This is a genomic window from Asaia spathodeae NBRC 105894, assembly GCF_025994195.1.
Lineage (GTDB): Bacteria > Pseudomonadota > Alphaproteobacteria > Acetobacterales > Acetobacteraceae > Asaia > Asaia siamensis.
Window position 1 is genome coordinate 111,242 of the sequence record NZ_BAPY01000002.1, and the last position, 24,519, is coordinate 135,760.

Here is a 24,519-nt window from a genome sequence, read left to right on the forward strand (position 1 = left end):
GGGGTTTTGGACGCCCCGTTCTGAAATGGGAAGGGCAAAAAAAACCTGACTGCTTTCCCGCCTGCCCGACCTTGCGCCTGCGCAGACGGGCGTTATCTCTGACTCACACGAGGGCATATCCGGTCCTCTGACCGCCCTGTTGGCCTGCACTCCCGAGGTATCATGCATCTCCCTCTCCGCCGCGCGCCTTTTCCGGCCTCCATGGCAGTCGAGGCGGACCCTGCCTCTTTCGCCACACCGCGCCTCGTCGCCCTGAATGAGCTCTTGGCAGAAACACTCGGTTTTTCAGCCGAATGGCTCAAATCCCGCGAAGGCGTCTCGCTGCTGAGCGGTCAGGCGCGCATCGACGGGGTGCCTGCGGTTGCACAGGCTTATGCCGGTCATCAATTCGGCCAGTTCGTGCCGCAGCTCGGTGACGGGCGCGCCCATCTTCTTGGTATTGTAACTGACGATCAGGGCCAGGTTCGCGATATGCAGCTCAAGGGCTCGGGGCCGACCCCCTTTTCCCGTCGGGGGGACGGACTGGCGGCGCTTGGCCCGGTTCTGCGCGAATATCTGGTGAGCGAGGCGATGGCAGCGCTTGGCGTGCCCACCACACGCGCACTTGCAGCCGTTACGACCGGCGAGACGATCTGGCGTGACAAGCCGCAGCCCGGCGCCATTCTGACGCGCATCGCCTCGAGCCATCTGCGCGTTGGCACATTCCAGTATTTCGCCGCGCGCGAGAACCGTGAGGCTCTGGCTTTCCTCTGCGATCTCGCCATAGACCGCCATGACCCAGCAGCCCGTGAAGCCGAAAATCCCGTTCGCGCGCTTTATGAGACGGTCGTCGCCAGACAGGCCCGGCTCGTCGCGGATTGGATGAGCGTCGGATTCGTGCATGGCGTGATGAATACGGACAACATGGCGCTGTCAGGCGAAACCATCGATTATGGCCCCTGCGCCTTTCTCGATGTCTATCGTCATGACAAGGTATTCAGCTCCATCGATCGCAACGGACGCTATGCCTATGGCAATCAGCCGCGTCTGGCCGGGTGGAACCTCGCCCGTCTGGCAGAGACATTGCTGCCATTTTTCGACCCGGATGAAGAACGTGCCCTCGCCTGGGCACAGGACGCACTCGGTCGCTTCCAGAGCCTTTACGAACACGCCTGGCTGGCCCGGATGCGCTCCAAGCTGGGCCTGACCATAGAAGGCATTCAGGATAAGGCGCTGATCGACGCCTTGCTACAGTTGATGGAAAACGAGGCACTGGACTGGACGCTCACCTTCCGTCGTCTCACCAGAAACGAACCTCTGACAGATGGCCCAGCTTCCGAAGCGCTTGAACGCTGGAGAACCGATTGGGAAGCACGACGCGCGTCCGAGCCTGCCTCGAGAAAAGAGCAGGATGCTCAGATGCAGCAGAACAACCCTGCCGTGATCGCCCGTAATCACCGCGTGGCCGAAGCCATCGCAGCAGCCGAAACAGGCGATTTCTCGGTTTTCGAAGCCCTTCTGCAACGTCTGCGCCACCCATTTGAAAGCGACGACGCCTACGAACAACCCCCGTCACCGGAGCAGATCGTCCATGCGACTTTCTGCGGAACGTAAAGTCGGCCCCATTCGAAGATTCCAGCATCAAACCCAGAGCTTTCCTGCCTGCACGATGAGGCGAGATCCGGGCGCTGGAAAGCAGACAGGAGAACTCAGAAAGCTTTGAACCGAGGCTTCTGCCGGGATACAACACTCCTTAGCGGAATAAGAGGATCGCGGTAGATTTTCCCGGGACGGTGAAAGAGGTTCTGGCACTCCAATCAGGATAACGCATCCAGCAAAGAACCCAAGATGTCGGGTCGAAGAGAATTCTGACCTAATCACCTGCAAAGGAAGTCTCATGAACAGCGTGCAGAAAACAGAAAGGGGCATCTCTCTGGCTTTATCTGATGATGAAGCGCTTGTTTTATTCGAATAGCTCTCATGCAACTGGGAGAGAAATCAGTGGGGCGACGATCGACTTTTCGCTGACCAGGCGGAGCGCTCGTTGCTTGTGGATATCGAAAACGGCCTGGCATCAGTGCTCGCCGCGCCCTTTTCTTCGGATTACGAGGTAGCGCTATCAGCAGCCTTTAAATTGATGAATCAATGAGCTGGCGCACCTGTTCTGACGCTTGACGCCCTGTCTTTCGTGACTTGAAGCCGAGACTGTTCTCTGTGGAGTTCGTTGCGAGTTGTGCCTTTCTCAAAAGACACGTCCCTGAAGAATGATGGCATCCTCTGGAAGCCCTGAAGAAAAACATCTCGCTTACAGACAAAATTCACGTTGCTTTGAACGCCCGGGCAGTCGCCAAAATCGCTTCGTTCCGTATGATGCGCCATTGAAATGGAGCGCTCCAACGATACCATCTATTCGTGAGAACTGGTGCTATCTTTACGGATTATCATCCTACTTCTTCCTTTTCCTCTGGTTTTCGCGAATAATTCCAGCATCGCCTCCACAGATGGCATGACCGGGGCTTGTCTGTTTATGGGTTGGCTCGCTCTTGGCCAGTTTCTTCTGGTGCTATCGTCCACGTTCGCTGCGACAGGGGGTGATACGCAGCCTATCGCTGGGAGGCTCGGCGCTATGGCTGGCGCAAGCCACTCTGCCGGATGTGTCATCCGGACTGGCGGGTCGTACAGGCTGGCTGCGTGCGTTAGGTGCCAGCCTCGTTCTTGTCTGCGAAGGCGCCGCACTGATTGCGCTTTTACGTGTGCTCTTCGGTCGCCAATGCGACCCACGCTTTCTTGAAGATCAGGGCGTCCCACCATTTGTCGCACGCCTCATCGTGGCCGAGGCCCGTTTCTGGCGTCGTGTGGTGGAATTCCTGACTGGCCGCTGAGACTATCCGTTCTCGTCACCCTTGCAACAAGCAGTATTCATGAACCCGAGATTTTTCCTTCCGGCCTTGCTGGTAGCTTCCCTCGCTTTTGCGCCCACGCTCTCGCAAGCCGCAGAAGACACGGCAATACAGACGATTGCACAGCCTTTCTCCGTAGTGGTTGAGGGCAATGGGCCGGACGTTATTCTGATACCGGGCCTTGCCTCGCCGCGCTCCGTCTGGAGTGACCTCGCTACCAAGCTCAAGGCGCATTACCGGCTGCATCTGGTGCAGATTGCCGGATTTGCAGGGGAGCCCGTACAGAAAGAGGCTCCAGAGCAGGTCATGCAGCCGGTTGCGACGGCCCTGTCGCGCTATATCGAGACAGCGCATCTGCATAGGCCAACAGTGATAGGACATTCGATCGGCGGCGAACTGGCTCTCATGGTGGCCAGTGAAACGCCCGATGATGTGGGCGCCGTCATCGTCGTCGACGCGCTGCCATTCTATCCACTTGTTTTCAACCCAATGGCGACACGCGAGACGGCATTGCCGCATGCAACAGCACTAAGGCAGGCGCTGTTGCAGGAGACACCCGAAAGCCAGCGCAGAGCGAGTCAGCAACAGACAATCGCCAGCATGGTCAAGACTGCCTCGGCACGTCCGGCTCTGGTGGAGGCCGGGTTGAAATCCGACAGGAAAACGATTGCCAACGCCCTCTATGACGACATGACAACCGACCTGCGACCGGCACTTTCGAAAATCACGGCTCCCGTCACCGTCATCTATGCCTATGACCCTGTTTTCGGTGTTCCTGCCACCGCAATCGATACGGTTTATCGCACGAGCTATACCGGGACAGCTCAGGTGCACTTCACGCGTATCGATGACAGCTATCATTTCATCATGATTGACCAGCCGGAGAAATTCAACCGTGCTGTAGAGGCTGCTCTCAGGCCCAATCGCTGAGAAGCAGCCGGAAGTGTCAGGTGAACCCGAGGCGCCTGCGCGCTTTGCGGATTTCCCTTCCGGCCTCGATCACGAGGCCATGAGGGGACAGAACGGTTTTCTTGATATCGAAGAGAGTGACATCTCCCACCGCCGAAAGCGTATGCATGCCTTCGGTGAAAGGGGCGAAGCGGGGCGCTATTGGCAAGGCCGGACCCGTATGGGTCACGACCCGCTCGGGCGTCAGGACATCGAACCAGAGCGGGCGCACGGCACCGCCATAGGTGTGAGCGCAATCCTGCACTGGCAACATGAGTTTGCCGTCGATCTCGACCGGTGTTCCACCCGCCCGGGCGCTCGAAGGGTCGAGACGGACCGGGTTCTGTCTGTGGCGAGTCCATGGGCCGCTGAGGGTTTCCGCATAGGCCAGATGAAGACGGCTCGGTGCCTTTTTGGCCGCCTCGACCGGGGTGTAGATCAGCCACCACAAATTGTCGCGAAAACAGAGCGTGGCATCGACCGCGATCTCGCCCCCCAGATCGATCTGACAGGCCGGGACCCACTGATCGGGAAAGCGCTCGGCGCGATAGAGGGTCTGCGTGCCCGAACGATGCGCCTCGGGCAGCATCCAGAACGCGCCTTCGGCCTCGATGATTTGCGGGTAGGACAGATGCCAGGGCTCGCGCAATACGATCTCGTTTCTGATCAGGCGCCATGCCCGGTCATAAACGAACAGTTCAATCTCGCCGATACGGTTGCGATAGTCGTAGATCTCGAGAAAAACATGCAACCTGTCCTCGTGCCAGACACCAAACGGGTCGGCACGAAACTGGAAGGCACGCGGCATATCAGGCAGGAAATGGCACGGAATCTGCGACCAGTCCGGCTGCCTCAGCAGGCTGGCCAGAGGCGCCTCGAGAATGCCCGTTCGCCAGATATCCTTGCGCAAGCTCATGATGCCCTCCCCCGTTCAAGACGGCGCAGGGATTACCATCTCCCCGCGCTTTCCAAAACAGGCCACGCGACAGACTTCGCCCGGAATGATCGATGCCGCAGCGCCATTCAGCGCAGATCGATGCGGATTCGCCCTTTTGGAGAGGACGTATCGGTTCTGGCGTCGATCTGCACCTGATTGACCGGCGCGCCGGAAGCCACGATTTGCTCTGCCACAGCCTTGCCGTCCTGTTCGGAAAGTGTTTCCAGCGCCTTGACCTGCGCGGCGGGGCTGCCTGCTTCAGGAGACAGCACAGAGACGACAAACATGATGGTCGGCCTGCGTGAGAGGGCAAGCTTGACGCTGCGATCGACAGCAGGCGCCCATTGCTCCTTTGGCGTTCCCGCGACGATCTGCAGAAAGGGCGCTGGCGGCGGCTTTGAGGGCGGCGCAGGCGGATAATGCGGCTTGGGGGGCTTGCCTGCATCGGGGTTGAACAGGCGCTGGTCAGGCGGCGTACAGGCCGCTAGCACCCCGGAAATCAGGCATAGGCTGATACCGGTCAGAAAGCGAAACTTCAGGAAACCACAATTTGTAGCATTCGTCATCGTCATGACCTTGAGAACTTGCAGGTAGAGCGGACACAAGCAAGAGAGCGGGAACAGAAAGACCAGTTTTCACGAAAATATCGGTAAGTTTTTTGAGCGCCCCCCCTCGTCTCGTCTTCCAAGGGTGCTATGGTTTCACCTCTTATAACGAAACCGCCTACTGGCCGGGAGACTACAATGGCTGTGAAAATCGCAATCAACGGTTTTGGACGTATCGGACGTCTGGTGCTGCGCGGTATCATCGAAAGCGGACGTACGGATGTTGTGCCGGTCGCCATCAACGACCTCGGCTCAGTTGAAGAAAACGCCCATCTGCTGGCTTATGACAGCGTTCATGGCCGTTTCCCGGGCACGGTACGCGTCGATGGCAACAACCTGATCATCGAAGCCAATGGCCGCACCTACGGGCCGATCCGCGTGTCTGCCGAACGTGACCCCACCAAGGTGCCGTTCGAAGGCGTCGATGTCGCCATGGAATGCACGGGTCTGTTCACCAGCAAGGAGAAGGCTTCGGCTCTGATCACCGCTGGCGCCCGCAAGGTTCTGATCTCTGCACCGGGCACCGATGTCGATGCCACCATCGTCTATGGCGTGAACAACGCGATGCTGACGAAGGACATGACGGTCATTTCCAACGCATCCTGCACCACCAACTGTCTGGCGCCTGTCGCCAAGGTGCTTGACGAGGCCTTCGGCATCGATTGCGGCTACATGGTCACGATCCACTCCTATACGGGTGACCAGCGCACGGTCGACACGCATCACCGCGACCCGCGCCGCGCCCGCGCTGCTGCGCTGAACATGATCCCGACCTCGACGGGCGCCGCCAAGGCCATCGGTCTGGTTCTGCCGCACCTCAAGGGCCGTCTGGATGGCACCTCCATCCGCGTGCCGACGCCGAATGTCTCGGTCGTTTCGCTCGACTTCATCCCGGCTCGCGCTCCCGCTTCGGCCCAGGCTGTCAATGACGCCCTGCGCGCTGCTGCTGCAGGCGAACTGAAGGGCGTGCTCGACTACAACGAAGCGCCGCTGGTCAGCACCGATTTCAACCATTCCTATGCGTCGTCCACCTTCGATGCCACCCAGACCGCGGTCATCAATGGCGGCAAGCTGGTGCGCGTCTGCGCCTGGTACGACAATGAATGGGGCTTCTCGAACCGCATGTCCGACACGGCAGCCCTGTTCGGCAGCCTCTAAGAAAACCAAGAACGGGAGAAAAGAGCATGGCCAGCTTCCATACGCTCGACGACCTGTCTCCTGAGGGTAAGCGCGTTCTTCTGCGCGCTGACCTCAATGTGCCGGTTCGTGATGGCGCCATCACGGACACGACGCGTATCGATCGCGTCATTCCCACGATCTGCGAACTCGCCGACAAGGGCGCACGCGTGATCATTCTGAGCCATTTCGACCGCCCCAAGGGTCAGGTCGTGCCCAGCATGTCGCTCGCCCCAGTCGCCGAAATGCTGGAATCGAAAATCCAGCACAAGGTCTATTTCGTCTCCGACTGCGTCGGCCCCAAGGCGGAAGAGGCGGTCGCCAAGCTCAAGGACGGCGAGATCTGCGTCCTTGAAAATACGCGCTTTCACGCTGGTGAAGAGAAGAACGACCCGGCTTTCACCGACATGCTCGCCAAACTTGGCGACGTCTATGTGAATGACGCCTTCTCTGCGGCCCATCGCGCCCATGCCTCGACCGAAGGCCTGGCCCATCATCTGCCTGCCTTTGCCGGCCGTCTGATGGAAGCCGAGCTGAACGCGCTGACAGCAGCTCTCGAACTGCCGGAACGCCCGGTCGGTGCACTGATCGGTGGCGCGAAGATCTCGACCAAGCTCGATCTCATCGGCAACGTGCTGGGCAAGGTTGATGTGCTGTTCATCGGCGGCGCCATGGCCAACACCTTCCTGGCCGCCCAGGGCGTTTCTGTCGGCAAGTCGCTGCAGGAAGCCGACATGCACGAGACAGCACGCAAAATTCTCGCCCAGGCCAATGACGGCAAGTGCGAAATCATCCTGCCGGTCGATGCGGTGATCGCGCGCGAGTTCCGTGAAGGTGCCCCTTCGGAAGTCTGCGACATTCATCAGGTACCTGATGATGCCATGATTCTCGATGCTGGCCCGAAGACGGTCGCCCTGATCGAAGCCAAGCTCGAAGGTCTGAAAACCCTGGTCTGGAACGGCCCGCTGGGCGCCTTCGAGATCAAGCCCTTCGACAAGGCGACGGTTGCCGTTGCCCAGAAGGCCGCAGCCCTCACCAAGGCTGGCAAGCTCAAGACCATTGCTGGCGGTGGTGACACGGTCTCTGCCCTGCGTCACGCCGATGCTGCCGACAAGATGAGCTATGTCTCGACCGCAGGCGGCGCTTTCCTCGAATGGCTCGAAGGCAAGCTTCTGCCCGGCATCGCGGTCCTGACCGACGCCGCGCATAACGCCTTCCCGATCTGAGCCGATCAGACGAGCCGGTTGCATCACGTTTCGTATCTGCGTGATACAATCGGCTCGTCAGGGTTGCATTCCTTTTTCCCGAATGGATACAGTATTCGAAGCCGGCAACAGTTCCGGTTCTTGCTGAAATTCCACTTGAACCGGAAAAAGGAACGCTTCCTTGCGCGCCTGCCTTGTCCTTGCTGTTCTTGCCAGTATTGGTCTGAATACTGCACAGGCTGCTGACAACAGCCCATCAACCCGTAATACAGCTATCCGGCACACCAGCCCGGTCAACTCTGGGCTAAATACAGCCTCTTCCTTTTCCTTGGAGCCGACTACTGCCGAGGAACCCCTTATCCGTCAGGCCTCTCTGACCGTGAAAGCCCCCATTGCTGCAAGCAAGGACGGTTTCAGTCAGGCACCCTTGCCCGATGACGAGCTGGAAGCCCCCTCTTCGCGCAACAGCGATGACGATGCGCGCCTGCGAGCTGATTTCTTCCAGCGCAACCACCATCAGGTTGGCGATGCGCTCGCTGGCGGTGCTGGAGCCAATGACCAGAGGCGTGGCCATGGGTCGATGGCAGCAGGTGTCGCCCTTGCCATCCCGATGAACTGATCCGTCGAAACGCTTTTTCAGAACCCCGCGATCAGATTGAAGTCGCAGAATACCCCGCGGCTCCCACGGCTCGCTGCACGTCTCAGGCGCCAGCCCGCATCGACTGTCACGTTGAGTGCCCTGTTGATCTTGCTGTTCAGATCAGCCCCCACACTTGCCAGCGTCACGACACGCGGGCCAATTCCGGCAGGGTGAACCTGAGAATTATCGCCCCAGTCCCAGAATGCTCCGGCTGTATTGCTGTCCTCTAGGGCACCGAAACCCAGCGTCTTGCCCAGTGAGAAACCCGGCGTCGTGATTTCTTCGCTGAAGGTGAAGGCACGACTCCCGAAGGACGTATTGACGTAATAGCCCCTTACCGTGCCCATGCCGCCAATCATGAGCTGCTCGCTATAGAGCAGGTTATGGGTCGCACCCTGCCACGACAATTTGCTGTTTGCCTTGAACTTGCCGGGCAAGGAAAGCGCACGATTGAGCATCAGGCGGTCATAGACATAGTTCGGCTTGGCGTTGGGAAAGATCGTCTCATACCAGCCGCGTTTGTTATAGGCCGAGATACCCGGAGGGCCGTAGACGATCTGGTTATTGATCTCGGTCTTCCCCCACGGGTCCTGCAGAGACCCGATAAAACCGAGCACAAACTGATTGGTCTCGGCATTGGCCAGAATGAACGGCACCGCGGCGCTGAACTGATCCGAAATGGTCGATTTCCAGTCGAACCCGGCCTGCACGGTACCATCAAGCCCGAATTGCGCGCCCAATGCCCAGTGCGGCAGCATATGTAACCAGCGCAGCGAGGCCTGACCTGACACGCCTTTATTGGTGAGGGGCTGATCGGCAACGGGATAGGAAACCGAATAACTGCCGTAGATCAGCAACGCGTCACGTGATGTCAGGGGTATTTCCCAACTGGCATTATGCCCTGTGAAGCGCCCTGAAACGCTGCGCTGCAACTGATAGGTGAGGATATGCCCCAGATTGAAGCCATTGCCCCATGATACGCCGAGATCCCAGTTGAGACGCCCCAGTGTCGGATCGAGCTGGTTGTTATAGGCGCCATAAACATAGAGAGGCAGGCGATCGGCCACTTTCAGATCGACATCGGTAAGACCGGATGTCTGACCGGGGCGATAGACCATATCAACGGTCCGAAACGGGTTGGTGTTGAGCCAGCTCAGATCGGTTTGCAGCGAGTCGAGCGACAATGTCTGCCCCGGCGCCAGGCCGCTCTGGTTGCGGATGGTGCGCGCCGAAAACCAGCGATTGCCCACGACATGGATCGTCCCCACCCGATATTCCAGCACATCCAGATGCAACACACCCTGGTGCACGCGCTGGGGCGGCACACTGACCGTCACAAAGGCGTGGCCCTTCATGCGGTAATAGCCGACCACCCGATCGACCAGTATCTGCATCTCACCAAAACTCAGGGCATGGCCGATAAACGGCATGATGATCCGGGTAAAAGCGGGGTCGGCAAGCAGAGGAAGTCCTTCTGTGCTCAGCGCGCGTAACTCCGTCTGGCTTGCGATCGTGCCTGCAGGTTGAAACACGACAGCGCGCAGAAGCGGCAGCACCTGCGCTGTCGATTTCAGGGCTTTTGGCGCCAGTCCGGGTGTTTTCACCGCCGGAGCAACCCGATCGGGTAGCGCAGCCATACCGCTGCCAGCGCCGGGTTTGATGAGTGATTGCGCCGTCGCACAAAGAGGCCAGAACGCCAGAGCAAGGCAAAAGAGAAAACGTTTCATTGCGCTTTGCTGCCGCCATCTGAGGCGCCCGAGGTCAGGCTTGGCTCGGCATGGTCGGGCTGTCCGACCGTCAGTTCGATATCCCCATCCTTCAGTGGCGTGACCTGATTGGCTTCTCGCATTCCATCGCGATTGCCTGCCAATGCGAAGGCATTGCCACCGGCAGAAGCCAGTGTCGCAGCCGCGTCATGAATCATGGCACGCTTGTCTGTTCCGCTGACCCGGCAGGGAACAGGCAGCACATAAACGCCTGAAGGCCCGAAAGACGCATTCATCGTGGCCGCAGGGCGCAGGACGGGTGAGGCCCCTGCCCCGGCTGCGCCAGCAGGGCGCTGGTCACTCACACCGATCATGACCGTTTCGCTTTTGGTCGCACCTGTTCCGGCACCGGCACTCCCGCTTAGCGCGGGTTCGGCAGGAGCGCCGCCTGCGACGAACTGCCCTGTCGTCACGGTAGAAGGTGCCGGACACCCGCCTGAAACCGCGCGCCCATCGGGGCCAATCACGACGGCTTGCGGGGTGACACGATAGACGCTGCCACCCAGCCCGAGGGCTTTTTTGACAGGAGACGGGCGGTTGCCCACCACACTATCGAGCGTCGCATTGGCTGAAGCCGACGCACGCGCGCCTGGCGCAAAACCACCCGCAGATTGCGCGCTCTGGGTTTGCTGGGCATGGCACGGCAACGCCGTGAGAAAGGGCAGAGCGCTGACCAGCGGCAGAAAACAGCGGCCAGACGCAGCGAGGCGTGATTGCGAAAGACAGGTCATGATATCCCGAACGGAGAAACGCCGGATCGGCCTATCACTAAAACGTGAACAACACACTTCGTTCCTGCATATCTTCCCTCTTCATTGAGGGAAGATGAGCTCGAATTTCACGCCACTGAAAAAAAGGGCCCCTGCGAGAGGAGCCCTTTCTGATCGCTGACCTGCCCGAGAATGATCAGAGTCTCGATATCTATTGCCCGCCTGACAAAGGCATCAATAAAAAATCGGGCACCGCGTCCGCTTGCGCCTGGCACCAGCAACACCTCAGGCAGGTCGAGGCGCCCAAAACAGAGTGCCTCGCTTTACAGAAATCAGATCGATCAGAAGCTCACACCAGCCTGCACAAAGGCATAGCGGCCGACGATCAGGCTGCCATACTGATAGATGTTGGTGTTCGTCGACGCGTCCATAACGAAAGGAGGCTTTTTGTCGAACAGATTGCTCACGCCTGCTTCAAAGTTCCAGCGGTTTAGGCGATAGCCCAGCGTAATATCATGGGTGAAAATTCCAGGCGTCTTGTACTGGCCAGACGTCTTTGCCGTCAGATCTGTCACGCCATTATTCCACACCATGCCGCCGATATAACGCATCATATAGGTAAAGCTGAAGTCGTCGTGTTGCCAGGTTGCCTGCGCATAATCGCTCACGCGCGGCTGACCGCTGCCACCAGCATAGAACAGACGACCAGTGTAGTTGTACCATTGGCCATTCGGGACGTTCTGCTGCAGATAGCTGACGAGCTGCTGCATGTTGTTGGAAACATTCAGCGAGTCATGTGCCGTCAGACGCATGTGATAGTCGAGGTCGAAATCAATACCGCTCGTACGAATTCCGCCGAGGTTCTGATAAAAAGCATTGACCGAAGTGAGCTGCTGTGACGATGAGCGGGCCGCAATCGCACTGCAATTGCTCGTATCTGCACCAGTATAGCACTGATCAAGAATATACTGTGTGCCCAGTGTGCCAATCGTATTGTTCAGCGAGTAATGCCAATAGGTCACAGAAGCTGAGAGACCCGGCACCCAGCGCGGCGTTACGACTGTGCCGATCGTGTAGGTGCGACCGCTTTCGGGCTGCAATTTGGCATTGCCGCCAGAGATCGTCGGCACCTGTCCGGTGTTCTGGGGCACGAAACTTGCCGTATTGATGCCTTCCCCAGCACAACGTGCCTGCACCGCAGCCGCTTGTGCGCCATAGCTCGAAACCGCGCTGCAAGGATCGTACGCCGACGGGTAGCCAAGGCTCTGACCGCCATAAAGCTCATAGACGTTGGGTTGACGATATGACGTGCCCAACGTGGCGCGGAAGCGGATATCGCGCACCGGAGCCCAGTTGATCGACACTTTCCAGTTCTTGGTGGACCCGAAGGTATTGTAGTCAGACCAGCGGCCCTGACCGTCAATTGTCAGATCCTTTGCCAGGAAGGCGTTCTGAAGCAGCGGAATCTGCCCTTCGGCATAGACTTCATTCACGTTGAAGCCGCCGCCACTATAGCTCGAGGCATTGCCCGTCGAATCACCGCTCACCACGATAGGATCGGGCTTGCTGCTCAGCTGTTCGCTGCGATGCTCCATGCCAAAGGCAATACCGACCTTGCCACCATGCTCGTAGGGCATCTTTACGAGTTCACTGTTATTGATGCGCAGGTTGAAATCGCGCAGCTGATACTCTGCGTGATCGTGCTGCGTAAACTTCCCGTAGGCTGCGGCCTCGGGCGAGAGCGGTGCAAGCGGGTTGGACAACACACAACCGGGCTGGCTGGTGCAGACCGTCGGATCATAAACGATCGCGCTGCCCGGGTTTGTCGGGTCAAGCTGTCGCACACCGGTCATCTGCAACAGATGACGATAATTGCCCATATTCTGCGTGTTGGCAGTCCAGCGGCTCTGACCATAGGTCATGGACGCGTCATATTCCCATCCACGCCAGATCTTGCCCTTGGCGCCGCCAATAACGGTCCAGGTATCAGTCGCATAGTCCATCTTGCGCGGGCCGAGGTCGTTCATACGACGCGACATGACCGCATCCTTGCCCCAGATATTATAGGGGCTACCTGCAGGGATGGTCCATGAAGAGAGCAGGGGCGAAGGCTTGATACCGCCCGATACCGGCGAAGCTGCCATCTGACGTGCCGTGGTCGTATGGCTGTAGCGCACGTTGGCATATGGCTTGAAATGGCTGTCGACGTCGTAATGCGCATCGCCGGACAGTGCCGAGTTCTGATTATAATTCTGCACCATCGTGTCTTTGGCAAAATTATAGCGATCAGCGTTGCTGTAGCGATGAAACGTGCCGTCGCCATTGGAGACGAGGTTTGCGCCCGTTATCGGATTGGTCACACGACCTGCAGGCACAATCGACGAGCCATAAACCGGCGTGCCGCTGACGGGATTGGTCTGCTGCGGATTGGCCGCCCAGGCGCGGTCCTGGCTCATGATGCCACCAGACGTATTGTACTGGCCGAAAAGGGTGACGTTGCCTTTGCCGTGATCGAAATTGAAGCCCTTCATGGCCGAGAGCAGGCCCGTCTTGGCATCGCCATACTGCGAGATACCGCCACGCATGGTGATGGTCGCCTTGGTCACATCATGACGAAGCTTGATATTGATGACGCCGGACACGGCATCAGCACCGTAAAGCTCGGAGCCGCCATCCTTGAGCATTTCGACGCTGGCGATTTCCTCAATGGGGATCGTATTCAGATCGACGCAGGACGTGGCCGCGTTGATCGCCGTGCGCTTGCCGTCAATCAGGATGAGCACGCGCTTGGAGCCGAAATTACGGATATCGGTGCAGCTCACGCCGCCGCCGCCATTGGTCTGCTGGTTTGGCGTGCCCGATGATCCAACGGAAGGCAGGCGCTGCAGGTAATCGCCAAGCGACGTGGCGGAAGTCTGCTGGATCTGTTTTGCCGTGACGATCTGCACAGGATTGGCCGAACTGTTGTTCGAGCTGCGCAGATACGAGCCTGTAACCATGATCGTCTCGGCTTTGGCTGCAGCCGGTTTGGTCTTGACCAGCGTCTTCTTCTTGGTCGCTGTCGCATCAACCGGAACGGTTGCTGCCATAGCGGCGGAAGTCGAAAGCCCGGCTACTGCCGTAAATGTCAAAAGGAAAGATCTGCGCAGGCTCAACGCCATAGGTCACACGCTCCATACGTAACGACAATCAATCGAAACGTAACGCTGACATAACGACGGCGAAGAATGTGCGACGAAATATGTCTGAAATGTATCGAACTTTAAAACTATTTTGAAACAACGTATTTTCGTTAATTTGTCGCCATTGACCTTCTTCCGCGGCGTTTTCTCGTTGCGTAAAAGACACGATTTCTGACTTCTGTAACAAAAAACCATACGCCGTTCATGCGGCTTCCGCCCGCCTCAGAGCTGCAGAACACCCTTCATTTTCCAGAAACTGAAAAGGCGCCAGAAACCGATTCTGACGCCTTTCAAATCCCTGACGTGAGCAGGGCTATCTGCCGGATTCCAGTAAGTCAGTCCGATGAATCCTCGACCAGATGACTGGTCAGATCAGCCCCTGAACCGCCCACCAGCCCGCGCGCATAGTCCTGCGCCGAGAACGGTCGCAGATCCTCAACCTGCTCGCCAACGCCAACCAGATGCACCGGCAGCTTGAAGGCATCAGCCAGGGCCACCACAATGCCACCACGGGCCGAGCCATCGAGCTTTGTCACGATGAGCCCTGTTACATTGACGAGTTCGCGGAAGACACGCACCTGCTCCATGGCGTTCTGCCCTGTGGTGGCATCGAGCACCAGCAGGACCGAATGGGGTGCCGTCTCGTCGAATTTCTTCATCACGCGGATGATCTTGGCGAGCTCTTCCATGAGAGCGCCCTTGTTGTGCAGACGCCCGGCCGTATCGACGAAAAGCAGGTCTGTGCCAGACTCGCGAGCCTGCTTGATGCCTTCATAGGCAAGCCCTGCCGCATCGCCGCCCGGCTTGCCAGCGATAACAGGCGCGCCCGTACGCTCACCCCAGACCTGCAATTGCTCGACAGCAGCAGCACGGAAGGTATCGCCCGCCACCATCATGACCGAACGCCCCTGATCGCGGAACCACTTGGCCATCTTGCCGATTGTCGTGGTCTTGCCCACGCCATTGACGCCCACAACCAGCACGACATGCGGCTTGTGTTCGGTCTTGAGTTCGAAAGGCTGAGCCACGGGCTCGAGCACCCGGGCAATTTCGGTCGCCAGCGCTTCCTGGATTTCCTCGGTCGTGACATTGCGCCCGAAGCGCGAGTTACGAAACTCCTCGATCACGCGCCCTGCCACAGCAGGGCCCAGATCGGCAGCAATCAGCTCGTCTTCGAGTTCCTCCAGCGCCGTCTCGTCGAGATAGCGATGGGTAAGAGCCGCATTGAGCTTCTGCGTCGAACGCGTCAGCCCCTGTTTGAGACGTGAGAAAAATCCAGCCATGTCAGTTGATCTCTGCTACCAGCCCGGCTTCGTCAAGGGTATGAGCCCTCAACGCAAGACGCGTGCCACGTTCGGCCTGCCCTTTGGAGAGGCGCACCGGCACGAAATGGGCCGAGTGCCCACGCTCTGCACCTTCCATCAGAACATCGAGATCACGCCCGACCATGCCCTGCCAGTAAGCAAGGCGATTGGCCTCTCCCGCCTCACGCAGGGCCGCAGCCCGCGCCTGACGCTGCGCGTTTGGAACGCTCGGCATGCGCGCGGCTGGCGTACCAGGGCGTTCACTATAGGGAAAGACATGCAGGTAAGGCAGTTTGTGACGCGTGACGAAATCGAGCGTCTCCTGCGCCTGAGCCTCGGTCTCGGTAGGGAAACCGGCAATCAGGTCGGCTCCGATCGCGATATCGGGGCGCAACACCCGCGCTTTTTCGATCAGAGCGGCCGCATCGCGTACAGAATGCCGCCGCTTCATGCGCTTGAGCACCATGTCACTTGCCGCCTGCAGCGACAGATGCAGATGAGGCAGAAAGCGCGGCTCTTCAGCCAGAAGGAACCACAGGTCACGATCGACGGAAGCCGGATCGAGAGAGGACAGGCGCAGGCGTGGCAGATCGGGCACGGCCTCAAGCACGGCACGACAAAGCGTGCCCAGCGCGGGCGTGCCATCGAGGTCACGTCCCCATGAAGCGATATCCACCCCTGTCAGGACGATCTCATGATGTCCTGCCGCGACCAGCTGGCGCGCACGCGCGATGACATCGGCAACCGGCACCGAGCGCGACGCGCCGCGTCCATAGGGAATGATACAGAAAGTGCAGCGATGATCGCAGCCCTGCTGCACCTGAAGCAGCGCCCGCACATGGCCACCGGCCTCGGCAACGGGCGATGCCGGCGCAGGCGGGGCCGAGAGAATATCGGCAACCCTGCTTTCCTGTTTGAGGGCGTGCTCCGACCAGCTTGCCGCATCGAGCTTTTCGGCATTACCCATCACCTGAGCCACACCCGGCAGGCTGCGCCAGTTCTGCGGTGCAATCTGGGCAGCGCAGCCGGTCACCACGATACGGCGAGAAGGGTCTTCACGATGCGCGCGTCTAATAGCCTGACGCGCCTGGCGCTCTGCACTTGTCGTGACGGCGCAGGTATTGACCACCACCACATCGTCCAGATGCCCGGTCAGGGCCTGCATGCGTTCGCTTTCATGCAGGTTGAGACGACAGCCGAAGGTCAGAAGCTTCGCACCGCTCATACGGAGAACTGACCTTCGAAAACATGGGTGGCGGGGCCGATCATCAGCACATGATCGTCTGACTCCCGCCAATGGATATGCAGGCTGCCGCCATCCATGGTCACCTTGCACTGCCGGTCGAGCAGACCGCGACGCACGCCATTGACGACTGCCGCACAGGCCCCGGACCCGCAGGCGAGGGTCAGCCCGGCCCCACGTTCCCAGACGCGTAGCGTGATGGCGTTTCGCGACAGGATATCGACACAACCGATATTGGCCCGCTCGGGAAAAAGCGGATCACGCTCAAGGGCGGCGCCATCGCGCCCGGCGCGCTCCACGCCGTCGAAGAACGTCGCATGGGGGTTGCCCATGGAGCAGGCCGCCGGGCCGCCGGGCAGCGGCAGCTCGAGTGTTTCCATCTCCCGTGCCAGCGGCACATGCTGCCAGTCGAGCACGGGGCGCCCCATATCCACACCGATCTCGCCCTCTGCCGTCACGAAACTCGGCAGCAGACCGGCACGGGTCTGAAGCACCGGTGCGCCACCGACCAGGGCAGCCACACAGCGTGAGGCATTGCCGCAGGCGCCGGCCTCGGAACCGTCGGGATTGAAAAACCGTACCTTCACATCGGCGCCCTCGAGATCGGGGGGATCGAGCAACACGAGTTGATCGCAGCCTACGCCGAAGCGCCTGTCACAGATCTGCGACATAGTATGTAATGTTGCCTCGAAAGGCCCGTGGCGCCTGTCGATGATGACGAAGTCATTACCGAGGCCCTGCATCTTATGGAACCGGATCATCATGCCCGTTGTTATAGAGGGTCCGCGCCTCTGCGGCACGGGAAACCTCCGGTTTTCTCCCGTAAAATTTCATGCCGATGCGTCTATCGAAAAGACGCAGGAATTCGAGATCCATGTTCATTGCGCCCTATGACACCCCCGCCGCTTCACGCCATCTGCGTCTGATCTGGTCGTGTCTGGGTATGGGTCGAGAGGAGATCGAAGCCTGCCTGTCACAGGTCCCGCCCGGGTCGAACCTGCTCGTCGATCAGGCTGACCTCGACTGGCTGCGCCTTGGTGCCATGCGTCACAACCTTCTGTGCAGGACCAACACCGGAATTGAGCGCCTGCGCCCCGATGGCAGCGTTGCCGAGACCATGGCGCTTTACGAACATTGCCTGCCATCGCAGATCGCCGATCATCCGGCCCGTTCGGTTGTCGCTCTTGATATTGTTCTCAGCGAAAACACGGAAGAAGCCTGGGAAGACGCAGAAACACTGATCGCAGAAGGACTGCCGTCGCAGATCGCCGCCTCAGCCCTGATCGGCACACCGCAGGAAATCGCGCTTCGCCTGAATGATTACCGCAAGCTGGGCCTGAACGACGTCATCCTGACCGCCCCCAGCCACCGGGCGCCTTACCGGAAAGTAAGCGAGATTCTGCTGCCGCTTCTGCGTCAGCAGGCCATTCCGGCGGATACTCATGCCCGCGTTGCCGGCATTTCCAACGGGCCCTTCGAGTGGCACGGGGCTGCGCTCTGATCCTCGCCTGACTTGACGACGAGGCGAGGCAGTTGCATCCCTCCCTCACCCCTCGTTGAGACGGACAGGACACCATCAATGGCTGACACTCCTTCGGGGCTGCATCCTGCGGCCTTTACCCGCGCCAATAGCGACCCCGATCGTCTATTCTACGCTGGCAGAAGCGACTCGAGCCAGATGGATGTCGGTGCCCGCACCGCCGTGACCGCGCTTTACCAGACCACGCTGCCTGCCTCCGGGCTCATTCTTGACCTCATGGCGGGCGCGCTCAGCCATATTCCGCCGGAAGCCAGCCATGAATCCGTGATCGGTCTTGATGTGAACAAGGCCGCTCTCGACAGCAATACGGCTCTGACACAGCGCATCGAACAGGATCTCAACGAAACGCCGCAGATCGACCTTCCCGATGACTCGCTCGATGCCATCTGCCTGTGTGACGGCTTCGCCTATCTCACCGATCCGCTGGCCGTGCTGGAGGAACTCAACCGCCTTCTTCGCCCCGGCGCGCCCGTCATCATCACCTTCTCCGATAATTTCATTCCGCAGAAAGCGGTTGCGCTCTGGCAGGCACTCGATGCCGCTGACCGCACGCGGCTGATCACGCTTCTGCTTGACCGCGCAGGCTTTGGCGATATCGACACCGGTGAGGTCGTACCGCCTGAGGATTTGACGGCATGGAACGACACGGTGCACGCTGTCATTGCCCGCAAGAAGCTGGCCGCCTGACCGCAAAAGGGACCGTTCGCAGCGCCCGACCCGTCTACTCTGCTGTGTCCGGGATCAAACGAGCGGGTGGCATCTTCACCCGCTCGCATCGGAAGCCGGTCAGCACTCAGCCTGATTGAAACCGCCCACAGCGACGGGCAGGACCTCGCGAAGTAAGGCGACAGATTTGCTTAACCCCTCGACCGGGTCGAGAAGCGGATCTTCGTGTTCGATGGAAAGCCATCCATCATAACCGACCATGCGCAGTCGGTAGCAGAATTGCCGCCACCAGAGCGCATCATGGCCATAACCGAGCGTGAGATATGACCAGGCCCGGTCGGCAGGGTGGCCCAGCGGTCCGTTTTCGAGATTTGAAGTTACGCCGCGCCGCGCCTCGTTGAACCCGGCATCCTTCGCATGAACATGAAAGATCCCGTCACCGAGCGCGTCGATTGCAGCGATCGGGTCTGCGCCCATCCAGAACATGTGCGAAGGATCGAGATTGGCGCCGATCATCGGGCCAAGCGCTTCGCGCAGACGCAGAAAATTCGGCACGTTATAGGCCCATTGCCCCCCATGCAGCTCAAGCGCGAACTGCGTCACGCCGCATTGCGGCGCCATGGCGAGCAGCTTCTCCCAATACGGCAGAAGCCTCTCCCTGAACTGCCATTCCTTGGCGATCTGCCCCTCAGGCGGCCAGGAACTGACCACCCAGTTGGGCAGACGATCGCCCTCCTGTCCCTCGGGTAGTCCCGACATGGTGCAGATTCTGCTGATGCCCAGATCGCCAGCCAGTCTGACGGTCTCATGCAGCTCTTCACCCTGTCTGCGATCGACGGGGTGCAGCGGATTACCGTTCACATTGAGTGCAATGACCTCAAGCCCGCGGCTTTCGAAAGCATGAAGGAAATCCCGGCGGGCGGCAGGGCTCTGCCTGAGCCGGGACAGGTCGAGATGGGGCGCCCGTGACCAGCCCCCCGTATTGATTTCAACGCCCTCAACCCCAAGCGCGGCTGCCTGGTCGAGCATCTGGTCAAAAGAGAGAGTCCCGAGACTGTCAGAAACAAATCCGATCTTCATGACGCGGTCACCATTCCTGTGAAATCCGGCTGCCTCACGGGCAGAGCCGGAATTTATATTCTCAGGAAAACGCCGAATCGGAACGTTTATTCGTTATTTTTCTATCATATGGCTGTGATAATTGCGTTACGGCCAGCACATTTCAGCCCTGCTGGAGGCGCGCTTCTTGCAGGGCATGGCGGAAATGTCTGTCATCCAGCCAGGACTGATTGCTTGCCCATTCGTGCTGCACGACCATCAGGCTGCCCAGCGCTTCCGAATAAGCCGGATGTTCTGCAATATCGGCGGCACCAGCCTTGTCGCGAAGGGTCGCAATGGCCGTCTCGAGCCTTGCGGCAAAGGCTGCCTCTTCCATCGTCGGGCTGCGCAGGAGATGCGGCCCAAGCCCCTTGAAGAAGCTGGCCAGTATGGCCGACAAACCGGCGGGCAGGCCCGGACGCAAGGCGAAGCGGCGCAGAAACAGGAGATTGCGCCCCAATGTCATGACCGAAAGCAGGCCGTGGAGATTGAGCTCCATAAACGGTGTCAGACTGGCGCCCGCATAGCGGATAACCCTTTCCATGCCCTGCGTGATCAGGCCGATCCAGCGGTTTTCCGCTGGCATGCGGCGCCCGGGTGCGCAGATTCGCTGCAAGCCATGCAGGGCGCGCCGCCTGAGCAGGATGCAGACCTGATGAATGTTGAAGGGCAGAATACAGCGGAAGACGAGCACCCCTGCTCCGAGCCCGAGAAGCAGGGCAATCGTGGAATTGAACCAGGTGAGTTCATCCATGCGGTTGTGGTTATCGAGGCCGATCAATGCTGGCAGAAATGTATTATAGGCGCCCGCAGCCGTAGCCGTGGCCGGATTGCGTGCGGCAAGCCCCCCGATGAACATCAGCGGCGCTATGGCCACAATCAGCGCCTCGAAGCCAGACCCGGTCGGAATCAGGAAGAATACAGGCAGGATCGACGCCAGAGCGGCCAGACAGGCACCGTAAAAAAAGCGGTTACTGACCAGAACCGTGTTGTCGGTCGTGGCAAAACGCCCGACAACCACCGCGATGAATGAGATGAAGGAGGCCCCCTGCGGCCATGCCGTCACCTCCCAGACCAGGCCCGCCAGACAGATCGCCGTGGCCGAGCGCATCGCATTGTGAAAAGCCGCATGGAGATGCATCACGCGGCGCAGCCTGAAACGCGATGGCGCAATGGCCTCGGCCGGATGGGCCTGAAAATAGATCAGAAGCGTCTCGTATTCTTCCAGAATGAGCCGCAACCCATGCAGGATGATCCGGTCGTCAGGGGCAAAACTGCCGTCCCCTTCAGGACTGGTATCTGCCTGTCGATAGAGAGCATCATAGCGTAGCTGAAGGGCTGCCAGATCCTGCCTGAGAGCGACAACGCTATCCGCATTATCGAGACGCTGTGCAATCTTCTTGATGAACCCTGCCACCTCATGCAGTGCAGAGCGGGCTTTTTCCGAAACGACGAGCGTTGTTGAGAGACGCGCCTGCATGCCCAGACCACGCGAGACGATTTTCGAGAGAATGCCGATCGTGGCATAGGCGCAGGCTATCGCATGGTCGCTTCGCCCCACCTCGACCACCGTGAATTCAAGCTGCTCATTGAGCTTGAGCGTGCGACTGAACACCGCGCGGATGGCTTTTTCAGGCGGCGCGGCACCATCGAGCACGTCGCTGATCACAAGAGAGGCGGCACCAATACCCTCTGTCAGCCAGCCCCGCATGGTGCGACGCGCCTTGACCGCGAGGGATGCGGAGAAGACGAGGCCCGCCACCATCTCGCAGACCACACCCAGAAAGATATAGGTGCCGCGCGCCATGGCGATTTCGAACACATGGTCCGGGGCGCTGAGCGCACCCGTGGCGATGATGGCGCAGGTATAGGCCGCCAGAACGAAGGCATAGGCCCGAAAATTCTGCAAAAGCGTCGCAAGTCCCGTGCAGATACCTGCCCAGAGAGCAAGCGCCGGGATGAACAGCCAGGGCGCCTGCGGAAAGGCCGAAACCAGCACCACGGCGCCGATCATGCCGAGCAGCGTGCCGACCAGACGCCATCTTCCCTTGGAAAGGCTCTCGCCACGCGAGCCTTGTGCCGTGATCCATACTGTCATGGCCGCCCATTGCGGCTCGCCCAGTTCCATCCAGAAGGCGATGCCCAGAGCGACAAGCGAGGCGATCGTGTTGCGCAGGGCAAACTCGAACGCATTCCCGCTGGGGGCGTAAAGCCATTTGAAAGGCCATGAGCGACCCCGCAGGCGCGCAAGCGCGTCGTTCTGACGGGCAAGGAAATCGGCGATCATGCCCGGCGTCTTACCCGAAATTTAGACTTGGCACGAAGGCAGTCGCTTCAAATCGCGCGCGCTTTCCCATATATTGGGTGAGTATCGGGTCACATCTCGAAGAGAAGCGTTTTCAGCCTCGCTGCCGTTTAATCCTAGATTTAAGCCCGCATATTCTCTATTGACCGCCTTCCTTACGCCGCGAGCCACGCTCGGCACAGCGCAGACCTGTAACGGCGTTCTCTCTTCGCAAGATCCTGATCGAGTCCGAACCGCATGCCTTTTCCCGATACCGTCCCGTCTCTCAGTCGCGCTCTGGCGGCACGCGGATATGAAACGCCGACCGCCGTGCAGGAAGCCGTACTGCAGCCGGGCCTTGAAACACGGGATCTGCTCGTTTCCGCCCAGACAGGATCCGGCAAGACAGTTGCTTTCGGCCTCGCCTTTGCCCCTACCCTCATCCCCGAGGGCAGCGAGCGCCTTCCCCCCGCCAACAGCCCGATGGCTCTGGTCGTTGCGCCGACGCGCGAACTGGCCCTGCAGGTGCAGACCGAACTTCAGTGGCTTTATGCCGAGACTGGCGCGCGCATCGTCAGCTGCATTGGCGGCACGGATGCCCGTCGCGAGGCACGCAATCTGTCGAATGGCGCCCATATCGTGGTCGGCACGCCGGGACGCCTGTGCGATCATCTGTCGCGCGGTGCCCTGAACCTGTCCGATCTGCGTGTAGTCGTGCTGGACGAAGCCGACGAAATGCTCGATCTGGGCTTCCGCGATGAGCTGGAGCAGCTTCTCGATGCCGCACCGGTCGAGCGCCGCACGCTGCTCTTCTCGGCGACCATCGCCAAGGAAATCGCCAATCTGGCGCGTCGTTTCCAGAAGAACGCCGAGCGGATCAACACCGTCTCAACCTCCAAGCAGCATGACGACATTACGTATAAATGCGTGCTGACAGCGCCAAATGACATCGGTCGCGGCGTCGTCAACGTTCTGCGTTATTACGAAAGCCCGACGGCCATGCTGTTCTGCAACACCCGCGCCATGGTCGCGCAGGTGCAGGCAGCGCTGGTCGAGCGTGGCTTTGCCTCGGTCGCGATCTCGGGTGAAATGGGCCAGAACGAGCGTTCGCGCGCGATCGAAGCCCTGCGCTCTGGCGTTGCCCGTGTGTGCGTGGCTACCGACGTGGCGGCACGCGGCATCGATATTCCGGCGCTGTCACTCGTCATTCACGCCAATATGCCCAGCGAGGCGGCAACCCTGCTGCACCGTTCGGGCCGCACGGGTCGTGCAGGCCGCAAGGGCACCTGCGTGATCATGGTACCGCTGAGCCAGCGTCGCAAGGCAGAGCGTCTGCTCTCCTTCGCCAAGATCAGCAATGCGGAATGGGAAGGCGTGCCGTCGGCAGACGCGATTCTCGAGCAGGACGCAAAGCGTCTGATGGAAGACCAGACGCTCTTCGCGCCGTCTCAGGCCAATGAAGATGCGCTCGCCTCGCAGCTTGCCGATGCCCATGACTCGCATCAGCTCGCAACCGCTCTGGTACGCCTCTACAAGAGCCGCCTGCCGAGCGTCGAGAATATCCGCCCCGTCAGCGTCGAGGCTCCCGCACGCGGTATGCGTGACGACCGCGCACCGCGTGAATTCACGGGCCGTGTCGACCGCATGGGTGGCGAGTGGTTCAGCCTGGCGATTGGCCGCACCGAGCGCGCCGATCCGAAATGGCTGGTGCCGCTGATCTGCCGTCTTGGCGGTGTGACCAAGAGCGAGATCGGTGCGATCCATATCGATACGGACCATACCCTGTTCGAAATCGCGCCCGACAGCGCCGAGCGTTTCCGCTCCTGCGTTGCCGGCGCCGATGCTGACGAAGCCAAGATCGAGCCGGCTTCGGCTCCGACCGGCCCGTCTGCCCCGCCGCGCGGCCCGCGCCGCCCGCGTGAGGGTGGATTCGCCCCTCGTGGCAAGGGCGGCTTCCGCGGTGGCGATCGTGGCGGCGACAGAGGCGGAGAGCGCGGTGGGGATCGCAGTGGCGATCGTCCGGCCTTCCGCAAGAGCAGCGGTGTCGGCAACGGCAAAGGCTCCTCGCGCAAGCGCTACTGATTGACCCATGCGCCGTCGCCGAGAGGCGATGACGCACCGAAAAATGCCGGTACCGGGGCACCGCCCCCTGAAACGCCCCGCTTTTGCGGGGCGTTTTTCGTTGCGAAAAGATATTCCAGAATATGCTTCGTTGTTGCGACTGAAAATCAACTTCGTTTACTGACTCTGTAGAAATAAAGAGAGTGATTCTCAACTTCGATACTGGAATTATTATCTTCGTTATTTCTGTTGCACTGCATTTTTTTCTATGCTTG

General features: G+C 59.7%; 19 protein-coding genes. 9 read left to right on the forward strand and 10 right to left on the reverse strand.

The annotated features are described in order from the left end of the window. Positions 1-162 precede the first annotated feature (162 nt). The 3 genes from AA105894_RS02120 to AA105894_RS02130 all read left to right on the forward strand — a co-directional run bounded on the left by AA105894_RS02120 (position 163) and on the right by AA105894_RS02130 (position 3,809). On the forward strand, positions 163-1,593 hold the full coding sequence (locus tag AA105894_RS02120; RefSeq protein WP_267310279.1) for a protein adenylyltransferase SelO: 1,431 nt from the start codon (positions 163-165) through the stop codon (positions 1,591-1,593). Positions 1,594-2,522: 929 nt separating this feature from the next. Then, positions 2,523-2,861, forward strand: a complete 339-nt coding sequence (locus tag AA105894_RS02125) for a hypothetical protein (protein ID WP_267310280.1) — start codon at positions 2,523-2,525, stop codon at positions 2,859-2,861. Positions 2,862-2,900: 39 nt separating this feature from the next. Further along, entirely contained in the window at positions 2,901-3,809 is a 909-nt protein-coding gene (locus AA105894_RS02130; RefSeq protein WP_267310281.1) for an alpha/beta fold hydrolase, read from the forward strand. Positions 3,810-3,825: 16 nt separating this feature from the next. On the opposite strand, the gene AA105894_RS02135 is transcribed toward AA105894_RS02130, so the two are convergent. Then, the gene (locus tag AA105894_RS02135; protein WP_267310282.1) at positions 3,826-4,743 is read right to left on the reverse strand and encodes a glucosamine inositolphosphorylceramide transferase family protein; all 918 of its coding nucleotides are present in this window, start codon (positions 4,741-4,743) and stop codon (positions 3,826-3,828) included. Between the two features lie 107 nt (positions 4,744-4,850). Continuing rightward, positions 4,851-5,336, reverse strand: coding sequence for a hypothetical protein (locus tag AA105894_RS02140; protein WP_267310283.1), 486 nt, complete (start codon positions 5,334-5,336; stop codon positions 4,851-4,853). 171 nt (positions 5,337-5,507) lie between these two features. Between AA105894_RS02140 and gap the strand changes: the two genes are divergently transcribed. The 3 genes from gap to AA105894_RS02155 all read left to right on the forward strand — a co-directional run bounded on the left by gap (position 5,508) and on the right by AA105894_RS02155 (position 8,369). Continuing rightward, a complete protein-coding gene (gene gap, locus AA105894_RS02145; protein ID WP_267310284.1) occupies positions 5,508-6,527 on the forward strand; it encodes a type I glyceraldehyde-3-phosphate dehydrogenase in 1,020 nt (339 codons plus the stop codon). Between the two features lie 26 nt (positions 6,528-6,553). Further along, entirely contained in the window at positions 6,554-7,771 is a 1,218-nt protein-coding gene (locus AA105894_RS02150; RefSeq protein ID WP_267310285.1) for a phosphoglycerate kinase, read from the forward strand. A 160-nt stretch (positions 7,772-7,931) separates the two neighbouring features. Next, the gene (locus AA105894_RS02155; RefSeq protein ID WP_267310286.1) at positions 7,932-8,369 is read left to right on the forward strand and encodes a hypothetical protein; all 438 of its coding nucleotides are present in this window, start codon (positions 7,932-7,934) and stop codon (positions 8,367-8,369) included. A 17-nt stretch (positions 8,370-8,386) separates the two neighbouring features. Here AA105894_RS02155 and AA105894_RS02160 read toward each other — a convergent pair whose 3' ends face one another. The 6 genes from AA105894_RS02160 to dapF all read right to left on the reverse strand — a co-directional run bounded on the left by AA105894_RS02160 (position 8,387) and on the right by dapF (position 17,359). Further along, the gene (locus AA105894_RS02160) at positions 8,387-10,117 is read right to left on the reverse strand and encodes a ShlB/FhaC/HecB family hemolysin secretion/activation protein (RefSeq protein ID WP_267310287.1); all 1,731 of its coding nucleotides are present in this window, start codon (positions 10,115-10,117) and stop codon (positions 8,387-8,389) included. Further along, the gene (locus AA105894_RS02165) at positions 10,114-10,887 is read right to left on the reverse strand and encodes a hypothetical protein (RefSeq protein WP_267310288.1); all 774 of its coding nucleotides are present in this window, start codon (positions 10,885-10,887) and stop codon (positions 10,114-10,116) included. Before AA105894_RS02165 ends, AA105894_RS02160 begins: the two co-directional genes overlap by 4 nt. Positions 10,888-11,207: 320 nt before the next feature. Continuing rightward, the gene (locus AA105894_RS02170; RefSeq protein WP_408860471.1) at positions 11,208-13,955 is read right to left on the reverse strand and encodes a TonB-dependent receptor domain-containing protein; all 2,748 of its coding nucleotides are present in this window, start codon (positions 13,953-13,955) and stop codon (positions 11,208-11,210) included. Between the two features lie 428 nt (positions 13,956-14,383). Further along, on the reverse strand, positions 14,384-15,331 hold the full coding sequence (gene ftsY, locus AA105894_RS02175; RefSeq protein WP_267310290.1) for a signal recognition particle-docking protein FtsY: 948 nt from the start codon (positions 15,329-15,331) through the stop codon (positions 14,384-14,386). 1 nt (position 15,332) lies between these two features. Next, on the reverse strand, positions 15,333-16,577 hold the full coding sequence (gene mtaB / locus AA105894_RS02180) for a tRNA (N(6)-L-threonylcarbamoyladenosine(37)-C(2))-methylthiotransferase MtaB (RefSeq protein WP_267310291.1): 1,245 nt from the start codon (positions 16,575-16,577) through the stop codon (positions 15,333-15,335). Next, on the reverse strand, positions 16,574-17,359 hold the full coding sequence (gene dapF, locus AA105894_RS02185; RefSeq protein ID WP_267310380.1) for a diaminopimelate epimerase: 786 nt from the start codon (positions 17,357-17,359) through the stop codon (positions 16,574-16,576). The genes mtaB and dapF overlap by 4 nt, the downstream gene beginning before the upstream one ends. A gap of 110 nt (positions 17,360-17,469) precedes the next feature. Here dapF and AA105894_RS02190 point away from each other — a divergent pair, with 110 nt between their 5' ends. Beyond that, the gene (locus AA105894_RS02190) at positions 17,470-18,096 is read left to right on the forward strand and encodes a hypothetical protein (RefSeq protein ID WP_267310292.1); all 627 of its coding nucleotides are present in this window, start codon (positions 17,470-17,472) and stop codon (positions 18,094-18,096) included. Positions 18,097-18,174: 78 nt separating this feature from the next. Continuing rightward, positions 18,175-18,822, forward strand: coding sequence for a class I SAM-dependent methyltransferase (locus AA105894_RS02195; RefSeq protein ID WP_267310293.1), 648 nt, complete (start codon positions 18,175-18,177; stop codon positions 18,820-18,822). Positions 18,823-18,921: 99 nt separating this feature from the next. On the opposite strand, the gene AA105894_RS02200 is transcribed toward AA105894_RS02195, so the two are convergent. After that, positions 18,922-19,881, reverse strand: a complete 960-nt coding sequence (locus AA105894_RS02200) for a sugar phosphate isomerase/epimerase family protein (protein WP_267310294.1) — start codon at positions 19,879-19,881, stop codon at positions 18,922-18,924. A 142-nt stretch (positions 19,882-20,023) separates the two neighbouring features. Beyond that, positions 20,024-22,186: an FUSC family protein gene (locus AA105894_RS02205; protein ID WP_267310295.1), complete on the reverse strand. Its 2,163-nt coding sequence runs from the start codon at positions 22,184-22,186 to the stop codon at positions 20,024-20,026. 255 nt (positions 22,187-22,441) lie between these two features. Between AA105894_RS02205 and AA105894_RS02210 the strand changes: the two genes are divergently transcribed. Continuing rightward, positions 22,442-24,265 carry a DEAD/DEAH box helicase gene (locus tag AA105894_RS02210; RefSeq protein ID WP_267310296.1) on the forward strand — a complete coding sequence of 608 codons (1,824 nt, stop codon included), beginning with the start codon at positions 22,442-22,444 and terminating at the stop codon, positions 24,263-24,265. The last annotated feature ends 254 nt before the right edge of the window (positions 24,266-24,519 follow it).